This window comes from Actinomycetota bacterium, assembly GCA_040905475.1.
In the GTDB taxonomy this organism is placed as follows: Bacteria; Actinomycetota; AC-67; order AC-67; family AC-67; genus DATFGK01.
Map to the genome: position 1 here is coordinate 2,190 of JBBDRM010000146.1, position 16,539 is coordinate 18,728.

The 16,539-nt window shown below is 66.0% G+C and carries 14 protein-coding genes; 12 read left to right on the plus strand and 2 right to left on the minus strand.

Annotated elements, in window-relative coordinates:
* On the plus strand, window positions 1–2,312 hold a 2,312-nt coding region (locus WEB06_18280; GenBank protein MEX2557565.1), incomplete at its 5' end, for a tetratricopeptide repeat protein.
* 785 nt (window positions 2,313–3,097) lie between these two features.
* Here the strand turns inward: WEB06_18280 and WEB06_18285 are convergent.
* Complete coding sequence (locus tag WEB06_18285) at window positions 3,098–3,349, minus strand: DUF4242 domain-containing protein (protein ID MEX2557566.1); 252 nt, start codon at window positions 3,347–3,349, stop codon at window positions 3,098–3,100.
* A 153-nt stretch (window positions 3,350–3,502) separates the two neighbouring features.
* On the opposite strand from WEB06_18285, the gene WEB06_18290 reads away from it, so the two are divergent.
* The 5 genes from WEB06_18290 (at window position 3,503) to WEB06_18310 (ending at window position 6,727) form a co-directional block, all read left to right on the plus strand.
* On the plus strand, window positions 3,503–4,180 hold the full coding sequence (locus tag WEB06_18290) for a helix-turn-helix domain-containing protein (GenBank protein MEX2557567.1): 678 nt from the start codon (window positions 3,503–3,505) through the stop codon (window positions 4,178–4,180).
* A 147-nt stretch (window positions 4,181–4,327) separates the two neighbouring features.
* On the plus strand, window positions 4,328–5,146 hold the full coding sequence (locus tag WEB06_18295) for a class I SAM-dependent methyltransferase (protein ID MEX2557568.1): 819 nt from the start codon (window positions 4,328–4,330) through the stop codon (window positions 5,144–5,146).
* Window positions 5,147–5,225: 79 nt separating this feature from the next.
* Window positions 5,226–5,447, plus strand: a complete 222-nt coding sequence (locus WEB06_18300; GenBank protein ID MEX2557569.1) for a hypothetical protein — start codon at window positions 5,226–5,228, stop codon at window positions 5,445–5,447.
* A gap of 154 nt (window positions 5,448–5,601) precedes the next feature.
* On the plus strand, window positions 5,602–6,000 hold the full coding sequence (locus WEB06_18305) for an XRE family transcriptional regulator (GenBank protein MEX2557570.1): 399 nt from the start codon (window positions 5,602–5,604) through the stop codon (window positions 5,998–6,000).
* A 7-nt stretch (window positions 6,001–6,007) separates the two neighbouring features.
* Window positions 6,008–6,727 (plus strand): hypothetical protein, encoded by a 720-nt coding sequence (locus WEB06_18310; GenBank protein MEX2557571.1) that lies wholly within the window; start codon window positions 6,008–6,010, stop codon window positions 6,725–6,727.
* 140 nt (window positions 6,728–6,867) lie between these two features.
* Here the strand turns inward: WEB06_18310 and WEB06_18315 are convergent, their stop codons facing one another.
* Window positions 6,868–7,653 carry a tyrosine-type recombinase/integrase gene (locus WEB06_18315; protein ID MEX2557572.1) on the minus strand — a complete coding sequence of 262 codons (786 nt, stop codon included), beginning with the start codon at window positions 7,651–7,653 and terminating at the stop codon, window positions 6,868–6,870.
* A gap of 961 nt (window positions 7,654–8,614) precedes the next feature.
* On the opposite strand from WEB06_18315, the gene WEB06_18320 reads away from it, so the two are divergent.
* From WEB06_18320 to WEB06_18345, 6 genes are all read left to right on the plus strand, one after another.
* A complete protein-coding gene (locus tag WEB06_18320) occupies window positions 8,615–10,063 on the plus strand; it encodes a lysyl oxidase family protein (GenBank protein ID MEX2557573.1) in 1,449 nt (482 codons plus the stop codon).
* Between the two features lie 79 nt (window positions 10,064–10,142).
* Window positions 10,143–11,279 (plus strand): GNAT family N-acetyltransferase, encoded by a 1,137-nt coding sequence (locus tag WEB06_18325; protein MEX2557574.1) that lies wholly within the window; start codon window positions 10,143–10,145, stop codon window positions 11,277–11,279.
* Window positions 11,280–11,415: 136 nt separating this feature from the next.
* Window positions 11,416–11,673: a hypothetical protein gene (locus WEB06_18330; GenBank protein ID MEX2557575.1), complete on the plus strand. Its 258-nt coding sequence runs from the start codon at window positions 11,416–11,418 to the stop codon at window positions 11,671–11,673.
* Window positions 11,674–11,759: 86 nt separating this feature from the next.
* A complete protein-coding gene (locus WEB06_18335) occupies window positions 11,760–15,107 on the plus strand; it encodes a LuxR C-terminal-related transcriptional regulator (GenBank protein MEX2557576.1) in 3,348 nt (1,115 codons plus the stop codon).
* Window positions 15,108–15,401: 294 nt separating this feature from the next.
* Complete coding sequence (locus tag WEB06_18340) at window positions 15,402–15,917, plus strand: hypothetical protein (GenBank protein ID MEX2557577.1); 516 nt, start codon at window positions 15,402–15,404, stop codon at window positions 15,915–15,917.
* Window positions 15,918–16,228: 311 nt separating this feature from the next.
* Window positions 16,229–16,539: hypothetical protein (locus tag WEB06_18345; protein MEX2557578.1), on the plus strand; the 311-nt coding region annotated here is incomplete at its 3' end.

Consider the following 16,539-nt stretch of genomic DNA (forward strand, 5'->3'; position numbering starts at 1 on the left):
TCGAGGCCGTCGCCTCCGCGCTCGAGCATGCGTCACTGGCGGGACCTGTGCTGCTGGTGCTCGACGATCTTCACTGGGCAGACCGTCCGACGCTTCAGCTTCTGCAACACGTTCTGCGAACGCGCGCTTCGTCGCCGATCCTGGTCATCGGCACGTACCGTGAAACCGACCTCACGCGCACCCGACCGCTGGCCGAGGCGCTGGCCGACTTCCGCCGCGAGCGGGCCGTCGAGCGGATCGCGCTCCGCGGTCTGGCGGAGGAAGAGATCCTCACCCTCTTGGAACGCGCCGCAACCCATGACGTGGGAGGAGCCGGCAGAGCGCTGGCGCACACGTTGAGCCAGACGACGGAAGGCAACCCTTTCTTCATCGAGCAGATTGTCGGCAACCTCATCGACACAGGGCGGATGATGCTGCGTGATGGGCGATGGGTGCTCGATTCTCGTATCGAAGACCTCGGGATCCCTGAAGGGATAGTCGAAGCGATCGGACGCCGTCTCTCGCGTCTCTCGGAATCGTGCAACAAGACGCTTGCTGCCGCGTCGGTCCTCGGCCGCGATTTCGACATCGACATCCTCACGCGCGTTCTGGAGCGCGATCCCGACGAGGTTCTGGCCCCGATAGAAGAGGCGTTGCAGGTTGGCCTCGTCCGCGAGCTCCCGGCGCGAGGACGAGCCGCGTGCACATTCTCGCACGCGCTCGTTCAGCAAGCGCTGTACGAAGAACTCTCGCTCGCGCGAAAACAGCGTCTCCATCTGAGGGCCGCGGCGGCGATCGAGGCAGCGCATGCGAACGACATCGACCCGCATGTCACCTCGTTGGCGCGGCACCTGCGTGCTGCCGGCGCCGCTGCCGACCCAGACAAAGCGATCGATTTCTCGGTTCGTGCGATGGAGGCTGCCGGCCGCGTGTTCGCGTTCGACGAAGGGATCGGGCACGGCGAAGCGGCGCTCGAGCTGATGGACGAGTTCGGCACCGGCGGCGCACACCGCGCACGCCTCGACGAAGGACTCGGCGACATGCACTACGTCGCCACTGTCGAACATGACCGAAGCTTCGCGCACTACGAAACGGCGCTCACGGCATACGGATCGCTTGATGAAGCCATGAAGGTCGCGCGGGTCCACATCAAGCTCGGACGTGCCCTGGCGAGCTACCCTGGGACGTCTGACATCACCAAGGCGCTCGAGCATTTTCGGGCAGCCGAACGCATCCTAGGGTCCACGCCCGAACCGCGACTTGCCGGCCCGCTCGCGTGCGGCCTGGCTGTCGCGTCGTTGTGGTGGGCGGACCCGAACTCCGCTTCAGCGCATGCGCGCCGTGGGATGGACATCGGCCGGGAACAGGGGAGCGAGTCGATCTGGGCGACCGGAGCCGCGCTCGAGGCCTGGGCGCTCGCCATGCGGGGTCGCTTCGATGAGTCTCAGGACCTGTTCGAGCGCGCGTGGATCGTGGCCGACCGGCTCGACAACGTGCTGGCGGCGTTCGTGGCTTCGTGGGCGAGCACCTATGGGTATCAAGGAAGAGACCCTCGCGAGCATGCTCGCTTTGCGTTGCGCGAGCTCGACAAGCCACGCCAAGCGCAGGCCACGCAGGCTCGAGAGAGCCTCCGCATGACGGCTGCAGCCGCGCTCGCGTACGCGGGAGACATGAACAAGGCCCGTTCCTTGACCTCTGAATTCTTCTATATCCCCGCCGGGCCGATGTACTTCGCGGATTCATTCGAGGAGGAAGAACGCCGCCTGATCAATTACCGCGAACGGATCCGCACCCAGGGCCTCAGATGGGTCGAGGGAACGCAGGCGATGGCGATGCTGGGGCCGATCCGATGGGCTCGTGGGGACATCGATCGCGCGCGTGCCACCTTCGGGTCGGCGATCGAGATCCTGGGAGCCGGGTGCTTGACCGACGAATACGAGGCGCGCACGCGGCTGGCGATCCTTGAGGCCTGGGATGGCCACGTGAGCGAGGCGGCCAAGCACATCTCCCGCTGCGACGAGATCCTGGCGCAAGGGAACGGCTGGCGGGGCTTCCTCGGCATGGTCGGCATGGCGAAGGCGTCCGTGGCGGCTGCCCGCGGGCGTCTCGGTGAGGCTGAGTCGTTGTTCGCGGAAGCGATCGAGGTGTTTCGGAAGTACGGCCTTCCTTTCGCAGAAGCCGAGACTTTGCACCTGTGGGGTCGCGCGCTCTTCGAGATCGATCCGAAGCGCGCGCTCGAGAAGTACGACGCCGCGCTCGAGATCTACACGAGCTGCGACATCGGGAAGGCTTGGATAGATCGGCTGCTCGCCGATCGCAGCGGCGCCACCTAGGTCGGAGGCCGCTCCTCCGGCAAACACGAGGCGAGAAGGGCTTCTGATGCTGTCCGCTTACCTCCAGCTCGCCGATACTTCGCCTTCGAGGCGACCGGGGCACACACGAGTTGAGCGGTGGGTGTTCTTATACCGTTCCTTCCGCTGCGGCGCTTCCGCAGGTCAAAGCGTGGCGGAGGCGGAAGGAATCGAACCCACCAGCCGTGGTTAGACGGCTCACCGGTTTTGAAGGGCATCCACGTTGGTCCCGCGTCATCCCGTCTGGCCCGCCGAAGCGCGTTTAGGCAGGTCCGGTTCGGTGTGTCGTGCCGGCCGCGCGGCACAGTCCCACCGCGTTCCGTTGCGTTTAGCCCCAACATGGCCCCAACCCATCATGGTCACGGCACACAGTAGGGCCGGCTCAGGGCGCGCCTTTACGCCTCCGCGCTTTATGCTCCGTGACTACAGCCAGAGACCGGACTATCGGCATCGAGCGCGAACTCATCGCGCGATTCAAGAGAGCCACATCTTCCTCGGCGGGCCACTTGACTGCGCCCGATACGGCGTCTGTTACATTCCAGGCGAGACCCGGCTTGGTCCCGTTTCTCTCCGAACCCGATCGGCCAGTCTGCTGAAGGCCCCGACCGCAATCTCAGCCTTCGGTCCGCCCAGGTGCCCAGAACGTCGCCATCGCTGTTCCTCGCGACGACAGTTTCGGCGCTCGTCCTTGTCCGACGCGTGTCGGCAAGGCGTCCGGGATGGCCCACTCTATTGAGGTCGAGCGGATCGCAGTGGGCGGGTCGCCGTCAGGCGTAGTGGGCCACTTCGAAGATCGCGTCGGCGACCATGCCATGGCCTTCCTTGTGGACCCGGCTCACCGTCTCTGCGTCGGGTCCCTCCGCCAGGCAGAAGATCTTGCCCTGCTTGTGATCGACCCAGGCCTCCTTGTACGAGACCCCGTACGCCCCCTGGGTCTCCAGATCCTTCGCGTGCGCCGCCGAAACGTCGGCCTCGCTAACGGCTCCGTCGAGAGTGTGCACGTCCATGAACAGTGGCATCTGTGTCTCCTCCTGTTTGACCTGCATCTGGCGCAGACCACTGGCCCGCGCCCGCGGCGTCTGCCGCTGGCTGAGCGACGTCATCATCCTTGACGGGAACGACGTCCGATAGTTCTACATGTGAACTATGCTGGCCACGACCGAAGGGAACTCATGAGCGAGTACAGCCAGTTCTGCCCCATCGCCAAGGCCATGGAGCTTCTCGACGAGCGCTGGACGATCCTGATCGTCCGTGAGCTGCTCAGCGGGAGCAGTCATTTCAATGAGATCCGCAGCGGCAACCCGAAGATGTCGTCGGCGCTGCTCGCCAAGCGGTTGCGCACCCTTGTCAGGTACGAGCTCGTCGATCGCCATGAGGACGGCAATCGCGTCGCCTACTCCCTTACGCCCGCCGGACTCGAGCTGCGCCCCATCGTCGAGGCGATCGGCATCTGGGGCACGCGCTGGGCCGCCGACCTGGGCGACCAGGACCTGGACCCACAAGTGCTGCTGTGGGACGTCCACTACAACATCGATCATGGCATCCTGCCCCCGGGCCGGACCGTCGTGCAGTTCGTGTTCCCCAAGGTCGAGCCGCACGTGCGGAACTGGTGGCTCGTACTGACCGCCGACGAGGCGGACGTCTGCGACGCCGACCCCGGCCACGACGTAGACGTCACGGTCACGGCCGACCTGCGCGCGTTCGCTGCTGTTTGGATGGGTGACCGAACGTGGCCGAACGTGCTCGGGGAGGGCGCCATCTCCATCGACGGGTCCGAGACTCTGCGGCGAGCGTTTCCGTCGTGGTTGAAGCTGTCGATGTTCGCAGGCGTCCCGCGAGTGCCGGCCTAAGTTGTAGCCGTCGGCGGGCCCGGGCTGCGGCTCTGGGGCACGGACGCGCTCGCGATGCCGTTGCCGGCCGCGCCAGTGCAGATGTTGAACTATCCGCGAACCGTTGGAACAGGGATGCTCGCCACGAAGCACGCAGGGAGCGATCACGTGAGCGAGCTTGAGTCTGAGGCCACGACCACCGCGGTGTACGACGCCGCCGCGGACGTGTTCGATCATCCGGTGCTGACGTTCTGGGAGGCCGCAGGCCGCGGCACCGTGGACTGCCTCGATCTGGCCCCGGGAATGGAGGTGCTCGACGTCGCCGCCGGCTCAGGATCATCTGCTCTCGCGGCTGCCGAGATCGTCGGGCCGGGTGGGCGCGTGGTCGCTGCTGATCTGTCTGTGAAGCTCCTGGAGCTGGCAACACGCAAGGCAGCGGACCGTGGTCTCGACAACGTGGAGATCGTCGTCGGCGACATGATCGATCTCGGGTATCCCGACGAGTCCTTCGACGCGGTGGTGTGCGTGTTCGGCATCTTCTTTCTGCCCGCTATGGCTCAGGGAGCCGCCGAGTTCTGGCGCATGGTAAAACCCGGCGGCCGGCTCGCGATCACCACGTTCGGTCCTGGCGTGCTGGAGCCCCTGTACGGCCCGTTCTGGGAGGCGGTCGCCGCCGAGCGCCCCGAGCTCGCCGAGAGCCGCTACAACCCATGGGATGACATCGACCGGCCCGAGCAACTAGCCGACCTCTTCACGTCGGCCGGCCTCCCCGAGCCGGATATCGTCACGGCAAGCCATCCAACCGCGGTCAGCAGCGCCCACGACTGGTGGGCGATCGTCATGGGAACAGGACTGCGCGGGACCATCGGCAAGCTCTCACCCGAGGCGGCCAACCGAGTCAGGCAGGCCAACGATCAGGTCGTCGAGTCGATGGCACCGCTGTTGGTCCGCATCGACGTGCAGTACGCGATCGCGGTGAAGCCGTAGTGACCCCACTCGGGATGTACTCCTTGCGGAAGCCGAATCGCGAAAGCGACTTGATAGTCTGCGCGGCGCCGCGCGCCGTGTGCGGCGGCCCGCCGGTTTCGTGCAGCGACACAACGAAGTCGTCCAGGTGCGAACCGGGGAGATCGCGGGCGAGCTCCAGGCCTTGAGCCGAGCCTCACCGCTCGAGCCGAGCGTGTGCCGGTCGCACCACGCGATCGTGCGCTCCGCGACGTTCTTCACGCGACAGGGCGCCAAGAACCCCTGTCGCAGATCCTCGATCGTCGTTTCGTGCGACGCGTAGACGTTGCCAACCGGTCGTGCCATGACCGGTCTCCTCCGCACTCGGTTCCGGGAGCAGAGCGGGAATCGGCGATCTTCTCGAGTGGATGCCCTTGCGCCCACGTGGCGCTTGGGTATACATTAGTGATGTCGTTAGGGATGCAGAGGAGGTCGAAATGCCTGCGGTCGCGGTGGACTTCACCAAGATCTGGGAGGAGGCCCATAAGTCGTCGGTCACAGAGCCGGTTCGGGCCAAGGCCGGCTATCTGCTCGAAACGATCGGTCCTCGAATCGCCGCGGCCGCTCTCGGGCTCAGCGACGCGCGACAGCTCAAGCGGTGGGCCGCGGAAGACCTGGAGCCCAGAGAGCACGACGTTGCTACTCGCCTGGACGCCCTGTACTGGATCGTTCGAGCCATCGTCGGCTGCTACTCCGCCGCAGTGGCGGCACGATTCTTGCGCTCGGCGAACCCGCAGCTCGCCGACGAGGCGCCGCTCGTCGCGCTCGCGTCAGCTGAAGATCCTGCGGGGGTCCGTCGCGTGATCGTCAGTACGCGCGCGTTCCTCGAGGGCTGATCGCCGCGTGCTTCCACCCGAGATCGTCGCCGCCGGGCAGGCGATCTATCCGGATGCCGGCACGTTGCGCGTGCATCCCGCGCCTGAGCGGCTCCATCCTCCTGAGCCCGATCGTCCCGGACGCAACCGCTTCGACGATCCCGACGGCGCGGTCGCCGTGCGCTACACCGCAACGCGCCTGAGTGGTTGCCTGCGAGAGACGATGAGTCGCTTCCGACCGAGTCCGTCCGCCGAGGCAGCGCTGGATGCGGTCGCCGGCGTCGAGGACGCCGACATCGAGTGGGATCGTGGCGATCCCTCGGGACTGCGTGACTGGCTGGCTGTGCAACGAGTTGGAACCGTCCGCGTCAAGAACGCCGGGTTCTTCATCGACATCGAAACTCCCGCAGTCTTGACCCAGCTCGACAAGCATCCACGCGTGCGCAGCGCAGTCGCCGCACTCGACGCAGCCGCGCACTTGGATGTCGGCCTTCTTCGTCTCGGAGGCATAGGGCTCGGCCGCCCGATAAGTCAGGCCGTCGGAGTTGCCCTCCGGGAGTGGATCCCTGATGCGCTCGGAGCGGGTTACCGTTCTCGATTCGCTCCGGACGAACCGTGCTGGGCGATTTGGCACACGACGGCTGTTGGTGTCGAGAGCGTGCCTTTGACTCCAGCCGATCCCCACCACGGTGAAGCAGTGAGGAGTGTCGCCGCCGAGTTCGAGATCGTCCTGCCTGCTGGTTGGTGATCAATCAATGAAGCGAGTAAGTATTCTCGGGGAACATCATCGGGGATGAGGTCGCCGCAGGAGCGTGTCGGCCGGGCTGTGCCGCTCATGCTGGACGCGGACGTCGGCGGCGGCCAGTTCAACGTAGCGTCGCACCATCGTTAGGGATCGATGCCCGAGCAACTTCTGCAATGTGAACACGTCCCCGCCGCCCAAGATGAATCGCTTGGCACCCGTGTGGCGCAATGTGTGCGGTGACGACCGAACCCCGCGGATGCCGGCCCGGCGCGCGTAGGTGCGCATCGCGGCGGCGATCCCGTCGCGGGTGAGGCGTCTTCCAGTGCGCGAGATGAAGCACGGATCGCTCCACTGATGCTGCGCGACCGTGCGCATGTACGCGCGCAGCGCCTGTGCCGCAACTCGACCGAACGGCAGCTCGCGCTGACGGCGACCCTTCCCATGACCAGGAGCTTGCGTTCATCGAGATCGACGTTCTCGAGGTTGAGCCCGGTGATCTCAGAGATGCGCGCGAGCGTGTCCAGCAGCAGGATCGGGATCGCGCGGTCTCGGATGCCGGTCCACCGGCGCTGATCCACCGCACCCAGCAGCGCGCGCAGCTGGTCGTCGGTGTAGGTGGCGATGATCATCTGCGGCACCTTCGGCAGCTCGAAGTCTCGCGAGATCTCACGAGCGAAATAGCCCTTGCGGAACCCCAGGCGCGTCATGCTCTTGGCGACCTGCGCCGCGCCGTGAACGGTGTGTGGTGCCAGCCGGGCGTGAAGGAAGATCAGATAGTCATCCAGATGTGTTGCGCGCAGTTCGGCGGCAAACACGATTCCTTCCTCGGCGCACCAATCGCGGAACGTCGTCGAGTGGCGCTCGTACCATTCGATCGTTCGCGGTGCGAGATCCTTGGCATACGCGCGCGCGATGTAGGCCTCGCGCACGTGGTCGATCGTTGGCTGCCGGAAGCCGTGCGCGTCACCTAAAGGAAGAGCCGTCGGCCGACTCCTTTCTGATAAGGGAGGCCAGAGTCGGCCGATCGCGTGGCGTTTGGGGCCAACGTTTGGCCCCAAGGCCTCCAAATGCGCAGGTCAGCGGGGGTGCCAAATCGCACGCACTGGTCCGAAAAGCCGGTGTGGTATCGCGGGACGTTTTCGCAGGTCAGCGCGTTGAGGCGCGCGAAGAACCGGTGTCATTCAGCGGTTTGCGAGAGCCTTTTCGATACCGCGTTCGGTGCGCGATCAGGCGTAAAACCACAGGTCAGACCGAGCGGAGGCGGAAGGAATCGAACCCACCCGGCCCGGTTAAGGGCCGCACCGGTTTTGAAGCGCCTCCAAGTACGTACGAGCACGTTTGGACGAGGAGCGTTGTGTTTCATTCACGCAGGTCAGAACGCATCCGGAGTACGACCTTGACAGGACGGCGAAACGCGTTCGGACGCGCTCGCGCGTATCTTCATCTCAAATCTCGGCTCAAAATCTGTTCGCTGAACGCCGGAATCTCGAGCTTTCGAATCGTGTCGACGACGCGTTGCGTTGTCGAGGATGAACAAGAAAGACTCGGACGCTCGAACCCCGATCAAGCGACCCTTCCGTATCACGGTCTCCAACACAGCAGGTCGGCTTGGGCGGAGGCAGAGGGAACGCTATAAGCACACCAACGTCCCAGGTCAGAGCGTTTGGGTCGACGCGTGCGCCTGGGGTCGCACCGCGTCAGGGCGTTTCACGCTCTCTCTCGTGAGACGAAGGCGAGTCTTCGAGCCCGCCCGCGGTCTGCACCTCGAGACGAGATCCCCGAGGACGCCTTTGCGCGTCCGGCGGACCGGAGAATACGCGTGTTGGCGGACCTTTTCCGGCTTCGGGGTAGCGATACTCCTCCTCCGTAGGTCGATGAGGGGGGACGGCAATGGAGAGGCTCCTGAGAACTCGAGCACGGATCGTTGCACTCTTCACGCTCGTTGTGGTCGGAATCACGGTACCCGGCGCCGCCACCGGGCCCGGGACCTACGTCTTGGACTCGATGGCCTCGACGGCGTCGTGGTCGGGCGAGGTCACGGCCGGGGTGTCGGCCCGGGGCCTGGCGAACACGGCGCAGGCGTACTCGGGCGTGCCGGCCAACCGGCCGTTCCGCGACGTGCCTTGCGCTCCGGGCGCGTGCGACGTGGCGTCGGTGGACGTCGCGCTGCCCGCGGGGACTTGGTCGGCGGATGCGGGCGGGATGATCGTGCAGATCCGGTGGCTGAGTTACGAAGTCGGCTACGACCTCGACCTGTCCGTCTACGATCCGCACGGCGCGCTCGCCGGCCGCTCCGACATGTATGGGTTCTCCCGTGATGAGTCCGTCTGGATCCCGGATCCGGCCAACGGCTTGTGGACGATCGCCGTGGAGCCCAGCTTCACCGTGGGCCAGCCGGTCGCTTCCGGGGTGCTCGAGACGCTGCGCTACGAGGGTTTCGTCGCGTTCGAGCGCGGACGGACGATCACGCGTCAGGAGCTCGAGTACGACGAGCCGGTGACCCGCTCGTTCGTCGCGTTCGGCGGGAAGTCCGGGCCACTGCTCCCCGACATCGTTCCCACCACGCCGTCGGAGTTTCACATCGAGTCGGGCTTCTGCGTCTTGCATTACTACGCGTGCGGCGATCGCGGGTTGCACCACCAACCGAGCTGCTACGCCATGGAGACGCTCGGCCTCACCGCCGACCAGCCGCAGCCCGGCGGGGGCCCCATGCGCTGTTTGCGCTGGACGCAGGGCGAGTCCAACGTCGGCGACGGGCCGCTGGAGTTGCACATCTATCCGGACGAGGGAGACGGCACGCAGGTGTATCAGCGGGTGTACGGCTCGGACGGGAGCGTGGAGCAGTTCGGCCCGTCGGGGACGGCGTCCTACAGCAAGAGCCACCTCCACTTCCATTACCGCGGCTGGCAAGACATCAAGCTTCGACGCCTGAACGACGACGGCACCCTCGGCGAGGTCGTCCGCACCGGGATCGACAAGGGCATCTGCATGGCGGACATCGACAACACGCGCTTCGGTCAGACGGCGCTGCCCAATGCGCCGCTCACCTACACCATCCCCGGAACCTGCGACCAGCCGACGCACCGCGACCCCGCCGACCCGACATTTCCGGGCGCCCGCTACCTGCAGATGGGGATCTCCGTGGGCCATGCGGACGTGTACGCCTGGTACCTGGGCGACCAGTACATCGAGATCAGTGGCGTCCCAGACGGCCGGTATGCGCTGACCGTCGACCAGGATGTGCTCGGCATGCTGCGCGAGCTGTCCACGGCCAACAACAGCGCGACCGGTTGCGTCGAGATCACCGGCGACCAGGCCCGAGACATCCCTTGCCTCTGAGGACAAGAGCGCGGGCAGGTGCGCGCGCGAGTCGATCGGATGGCTTGCCAGGACAGGGAGCCGAAGGGGGAAGAACGCGATGACCTCGAAGATCGAGCAAGGCACCTCCGTCCGGCAGATCCCTGCAGGCGACGAGGCGGCTGTGAGGTCATTCGCGAGCCTGGAGCGGCGCATGAATGCGGAACGCCCGCTCTTCGTCGCGCCGACTGAGGCGGACGTCGTCAAGCTACTCACCGGCCGCTCGTCGCTGCACGCCGACCTCGAGCACGCGCTCTTCGTCGTCACCGACGGAAACGGGCGGGACGTGGCGTGCTGCGCGGCCATGATCAACCGGCGGTACCAGCAGTTCCACAAGGAAGCCGTCGGCTTCATCGGATACTTCGCCTCCTCGAACGAGGCCGGCATGCGCGCGATCGAGATGCTCGAGGAGGCCGAGCGTTGGCTCGCGGAACGCGGCGTCACGCGAGTGGTCTCCGGCTACAACGGCCACCTTCTCGCCGGCTTCGGCGTGCGTACCGCCGAGTTTGAATCGAGCCCGATGTTCCCATACCAGTGGCATCCGCCGCTCTACACCGACGTGCTCGAGTCGGCCGGTTACCGCCCGACGTATCCCTGGTGGTCCTCCCGGATCGACTTCTCCTCCGATGTCTATCGGAAAGCTTCATCGCGCGCGCTTCGTAACGCGCATTGCCTGATCCGGCCGGTGAACAAGAGGCGGTGGGATGCAGACATCGAAATCGCCATGCACCTTTACAACGAGACGTTCCGAGACGAGTGGGAATACCATCCGTTCACGATCGAAGAGGTGCGGGAGTTCTTCAAGCCTCTCAAGCCGATCTTCGACCCGAGGCTGCTTCTGCTGGCCGAAGTGGACGGCGAGCCGGCGGGCTTCTGCTTCGGTCTTCCGGACTGGTCTCCGCACGCGCGAGCGCTGAAGGGAAAGTCGAACCCTTTCGCGCAGCTTCGGTTCGCACTCCGCGCGCGGAAGTATCAGTACGGCGGGCTGTACGCGATCGGCGTGCTCGAACGCCACCGCGGCAACCACATCGGCCAGACGCTTGCCTCCGCGCTGTACCGGCGCTACGAGGAAGTCGGTCTCAAGGGAGCCGAGTATCACACGGTGAACGAGTCCAACCTCGCTTCTCGCACGCTCGCGACGTCCCTCGGCGGGGAAGGACGAATCCTCTACCACAACTTCGACAAGGCGCTCAGGTGATCCCCGAGGACGCCTTTTCGCGTCCGGCGGACCCGACAATACGCGTGTTGGCGGACCTTCTCCGGCTTCGGAGCGGCAATACTCGTTAGAGAGACGGCAATACTCGTTAGAGAGAACTGCGACCGGAAGGAAAGCCATGGCCCGCTTCATGCTCCACAACACCCACCGCCCCGAAGAGTGCGAGAGCGTCTTGGCGGAGTACGCCGCGTCGAAGGTCGCGGATATCTCGTCCGGGACGGCGCCCTTTTGCACGTGCCCCGCCGGCGAGCACGGAGTCTATGTCGTCGTCCAGGCCGAGACGGCGGAGGAAGCCCTCCGGTGTCTGCCACCCGGCGCGCGTGGGACGAGCCGGGCCATCTGGGGACAGCCGCTGGACGGGCCGGCACCGCGATGACCCGCGCCCAAGCTCGACATCCGGGAGAGTTGTCTGTCAGCATCCCACCCGAGCGGAAAACGTCCTCACGGATCCCGACAGCACCTATGGACCGAGAATCGCGCGTCGGAGCACCGTCGGAGCTCCCGACGGGCACCGTCACGTTCCTGCTGACCGACGTCGAGGGATCGACGCGCCTCTGGCAGGAGCGCCACGACGACATGGCCGCGGCGATCGCGCGCCACTACGAGATCGCCGACGAGACGATCGCATCCCACCGCGGCGCGCGCCCCGTCGAGCAGGGCGAGGGAGACAGCCTCGTCGCGGTCTTCACGCGCGGCACCGACGCCGTTTCCTGCGCGATCTCGCTGCAACTCGCCTTCGCATCGGAGCCGTGGCCGGGCCGGATGGAGCTACTCGTCCGCATCGCGCTTCACACCGGCGAGGCGCTGCTACGCGACGAGGGTAACTACGCCGGAGAAGCGATCAGCCGGTGTGCGCGGCTGCGCTCGCTCGCGCATGGTGGTCAGACGCTGCTGTCGCGCGCCACGCACGAGATCGTCGTGGATCACCTGCCCGAAGAGGCGAGCCTCCTCGACCTCGGATCGCACCGCCTGCGCGACTTGGCGCGCCCCGAACGTGTCTACCAGCTTTGTCATCCAGGTCTCAAAGAGGAGTTTCCTTCGCTGCGTTCGCTCGACGCGGTCTTGAACAACCTCCCCCTGCAGGTGACCACGTTCATCGGGCGCGAGCAGCAGATGGCCGAAATCAACAACCGTCTCGCGGAAACGCGCATGCTCACACTGACCGGCGCCGGCGGGTGCGGCAAGACGAGGCTGTCGCTCGAGGTCGCGGCCGGCCTCGTGGCCGAGCATCCCGACGGCGTCTGGTGGGTCGATCTCGCGGCGCTCTCGGATCCGGAGCTCGTCCCCAACGCCGTCGCTGGGTCGCTGGGGATCCGCGAGGTCCCCGGACAGCCTGTTACCGACACGCTCGTGCGCCAGCTCCAGCCACGTCACGCCCTCGTCATCCTCGATAACTGCGAGCATCTGGTGGACGCGTGTGCGGCGCTCGCCGACGCGTTGCTCAACTCCTGCCCCACGGTGACCCTGGTCGCAACCAGCCGCGAGCCGCTCGGGGTCAACGGTGAGGTCGCGTTGCGGGTTCCCTCGCTCGAGCTTCCGCCGCGCGCGATCACGCCGGGATCGTTCGGCCAGTACGAGGCCGTTCGCCTCTTCATCGACCGGGCGCTCAAGGCCCGCCCGAACTTCCGCGCGACCAACGACAATGCGCCGGCGATCGCCGAGATCTGCCACCGTCTCGACGGCATCCCGCTCGCGATCGAGCTGGCTGCGGCGCGCACCCGCATGCTCACCCCGGAGCAGATCACCGCCGCGCTCGGCGACGTCTTCCGTATCCTCACCGGCGGCGCCCGCACCGCGCTGCCGCGCCAGCGAACGCTCGAAGCATCCGTGGACTGGAGCTACAACCTGCTGTCCGAGGACGAGCGCCGCCTTCTCGCACGACTGTCGGTGTTCGCTGGCACCTTCTCCCTCGACGCCGCGGAAGCGGTGTGCACGGATGAGGCCGTCCCGGAAGCTCACATTCTCGACCTCCTCACCGGCCTGGTGGACAAATCGCTCGTGCAAGTGGACGAACGGGACGGCGGTCCGGCGCGTTACCGGCTCCTGGAAACGATCCGTTACTACGCGCGGCAGAGGCTCGTCGCCGCCGGCGAGACGGAAGCGGTGCGCGAGCGGCACCTCGATTTCTTCCTTTCGCTTGCTGAGGCCGCGGAGGTCGAGATCGAGGCGGGGCCCCCGGGGCGGTGGATCGAACAGCTGGACGCCGAGATCGACAACATCCGCGCCGCCCTGGAGCACTCGATGACCGAGCGTACGGCGGCGAAGGTCTCTCGCCTGGCGGGGGCGCTCTTCCTGTACTGGGAGATCCGGCGCGTACGCGAGGGCCGCCGCTATCTCGAGGCCGCGGTCGCGCGCGAGGACCTTGATCCGGTGGTGCGCGCGAAGGTGCTCCCACCGGCGGCGGAGATCTCCCTCGTCGACGGCGACCCGGTGGCGGCCCTCGCGCTCGCCGACGAGGCCTACGGCATCGCCGCGGAGATCGAAAACACAGGGATCATGGCGCGAGCCCGAAGCATCGGCGGGTGGTCTGCGATCCTCGTCGCTTCCGACCGCGCGCTTCCCTATCTGGAAGAAGCCGAGAAGCTCGCGCGCGAAGCGAACGCCTCGTGGGCGCTCGAGAACGCCGTTTGCGCGCTCGGGTGGCTCCACGTCTCTTTGGGCGATCCCGAAACCGCCATGGTGTACCTGAACGAAGCCATCGAGCGTGCGGAGTCGGCGGGAACGCAATTCATTCAAGTCGCGCTGAGCCTCAGCGCCATGGCGACGACGCTCCTGGGAAACCTGTCCGATGGCCTCGCGATGGCCGAGCGAGCGCTGGAGGCGTCGCAAGCCCTGCAAGACACGGTTTGGATCTCGATCGCCGAGGCGGTGAAAGGTTGGATCCTCACCTTGACCGGGCGATACGAGGACGCAGAATCGGCGCTCGACGCCGGTCTCCACGTTGCCAAGGAGACGAACTTCCCCATCGGCCTGGCCTACGGCCTGATGTACCGGGGAACGCTCGAGCATGGAACGGGGCGCCACGCCGAGGCCGTCGAGCACCTCACGGAGGCCGCGGAGATCCAGGCCGAGATCAACCAAGCATGGGAGCGGGCCTGGAGCCTCTCCGTTCTCGCCGCAGCCGAGAGCGCGCTCGACCGGCGAAGCGATGCGCGCGCGCACCTTGACGACGCGATCGAAACGGGGCGCCGGTCGGGGAATCCGATCGCAACCGCCTTCACCGCGCTCACCAATGCCCGCATCGATCGGGCGGAGGGCGACCTCGAGAGCGCGGAAACACACATGCACGAGTCGCTTGAAATGGTCGCGCCGACCGGCTGCCGGTGGCTGGCCGTCGAGGCGATCGAGGGTCTCGCGGGGATCGCGGCCGCGCGGGGCGATGGGAACGAAGCGGCGCGGCTCTTCGGGGCCGCTGACGCCGGCCGGGGAGCAACCGGCTCGGTTCGATTTCCGTTGTATCGCGAATCGTACGCCGCCGAAGTCGACGTCGTTCGCGAAGGATTGGGCGCCGATTTCGATCCGGCCTGGACAGAGGGTTCAGCGCTGTCGCTCGACGAGGCCCTTGCCTACGCTCGCCGCGGGCGTGGTCCGAGGCGCCGTCCGCGCAGCGGATGGGCTAGCCTCTCGCCGGCCGAGCTGGACGTGGTACGCCTCGTCGCTGAGGGATTGACGAACGTCGAGATCGGAAAGCGGCTCTTCATTTCGCCGCGCACCGCGCAAACGCATCTCACGCGCATCTTCGGCAAGCTCGGGGTGTCGTCGCGCGCGGCGCTCGCCTCTGAGGCCACCAGACAAGATGCGCGTGCATGACCGGTTGAGTCGCGATGTGGTCGCGGGTGTAACCAAACCCTGACGCGGCTGAGACCCTCGCTGAGGGGGAACGCCAGGACGCCTTTGCGCGTCCGGCGGACCCGGGAATACGCGTGTTGGCGGACCTTCTGCGGCTTCGAGGTGGCGATACTCGCGGAGAGAACTGCGACCGGAAGGAGAGCGATGGCCCGCTTCGTGCTCCACAACACTCACCGGCCCGGGGCGTGCGAGAGGGAGAAGACTGTGGAGGGTTGGTACGGGGATGGGACCGCCCGGTCCCGGAGGGGGGAAGGTATGAGGAAGCTTCTTCGCGTCGCCGTCGTGTTCTTGATCGTGGTCGGCGTGATGGCGATCGGCCCGGCGGCGTTCGCCGGCACCCAGCCGGAGACGTTCACCGAGCACGAGTGGGACTTCACCGACACGTTCACGGACCCGATGTTCTGCATCAACGGCTCCGAGGAGGAAACGGTCGTCTCGATCGTGGAGAACGGTGTGTTCCACGCGACGTTCTGGAACGACGAGCTGAACCACATCACGGGCACCTTCGTGGGATCGTTCGTCGCCGATCCGGTGAATCCGGCGCTGCCGACATACACCGGCCGCCACACCATCTGGTTCGGAGGCAACCAGAACCAGAACGTGGACAACACGACGTTCACGTTCCGGTTGAACGGCTCTGCGGCCGACGGCTCCAAGGTGGCTTTCGGCGCGGTGCACCACGTCACCGCCGAGAGCATCATCTTCGACGAGAACGACGACCTGATTTTGGATGGCGTTCGCTCCGAGTTCTTCAAGCCGCGCTGCAAGTAACGGGAACAGGCGAACGGCCGGGCGGCAGAGCCCGGCCGTTTCTTTTGTACGCCCGGCATTCTCGCCGGGTGTTCTTATAGCGTTCCCTCAGCGGAGGCGGAGAGAATCGAACTCACCCACCGGTTCTGAAACCGGTGCACCGGTTTTGAAGGGCCCCTGACCTGGTCGGATTAGAGGCGAGGGAGAGGGACAGAGTTGTCGTTCTTGCAGGTCAGAACGGTCACGCGCGCGAGTGCGTCTGGCGGAGCGAAACGCGAACGTACTAGCTCGTGCGGGCTTTCATCTCAATTCTTGTCTCAAGTCTGAGCTCGATGGCGACTCCCAACGGTCTACCCCACAAGCTCGCGGATGGCCGCATCGACAGCTCGGGCGGACGGAAGCCGCCCCTGATGAAGGGATCGAAAGTGCTGGAGGTATCGGAGGTTCGCAATCATCCACACCGGCTGACCCGTGAACGCATAATTCACGAGGCTTTCGATGAAGTGACCCTGCGCTGCGTCGATGCGTCCCTCCCGAAGGTGGCCGTCGATCGGCGTTTGACAGAGACTCGGACCTCTCGATATATGAATAGCTGTTCAGATGAAAGCGAGGCGACCACCGGGGCCAGGCGACCCGCACGAGC

Bases quoted from the DNA above. Each gene is read 5' to 3' on its own strand.
- WEB06_18285 (MEX2557566.1), bottom strand. From the start codon at position 3,349: ATGCCACTGTTCATGGACGTGCACACTCTCGACGGAGCCGTTAGCGAG.
- WEB06_18290 (MEX2557567.1), top strand. From the start codon at position 3,503: ATGAGCGAGTACAGCCAGTTCTGCCCCATCGCCAAGGCCATGGAGCTT.
- WEB06_18305 (MEX2557570.1), top strand. From the start codon at position 5,602: ATGCCTGCGGTCGCGGTGGACTTCACCAAGATCTGGGAGGAGGCCCAT.
- WEB06_18320 (MEX2557573.1), top strand. From the start codon at position 8,615: ATGGAGAGGCTCCTGAGAACTCGAGCACGGATCGTTGCACTCTTCACG.
- WEB06_18325 (MEX2557574.1), top strand. From the start codon at position 10,143: ATGACCTCGAAGATCGAGCAAGGCACCTCCGTCCGGCAGATCCCTGCA.
- WEB06_18330 (MEX2557575.1), top strand. From the start codon at position 11,416: ATGGCCCGCTTCATGCTCCACAACACCCACCGCCCCGAAGAGTGCGAG.
- WEB06_18335 (MEX2557576.1), top strand. From the start codon at position 11,760: ATGGACCGAGAATCGCGCGTCGGAGCACCGTCGGAGCTCCCGACGGGC.
- WEB06_18340 (MEX2557577.1), top strand. From the start codon at position 15,402: ATGAGGAAGCTTCTTCGCGTCGCCGTCGTGTTCTTGATCGTGGTCGGC.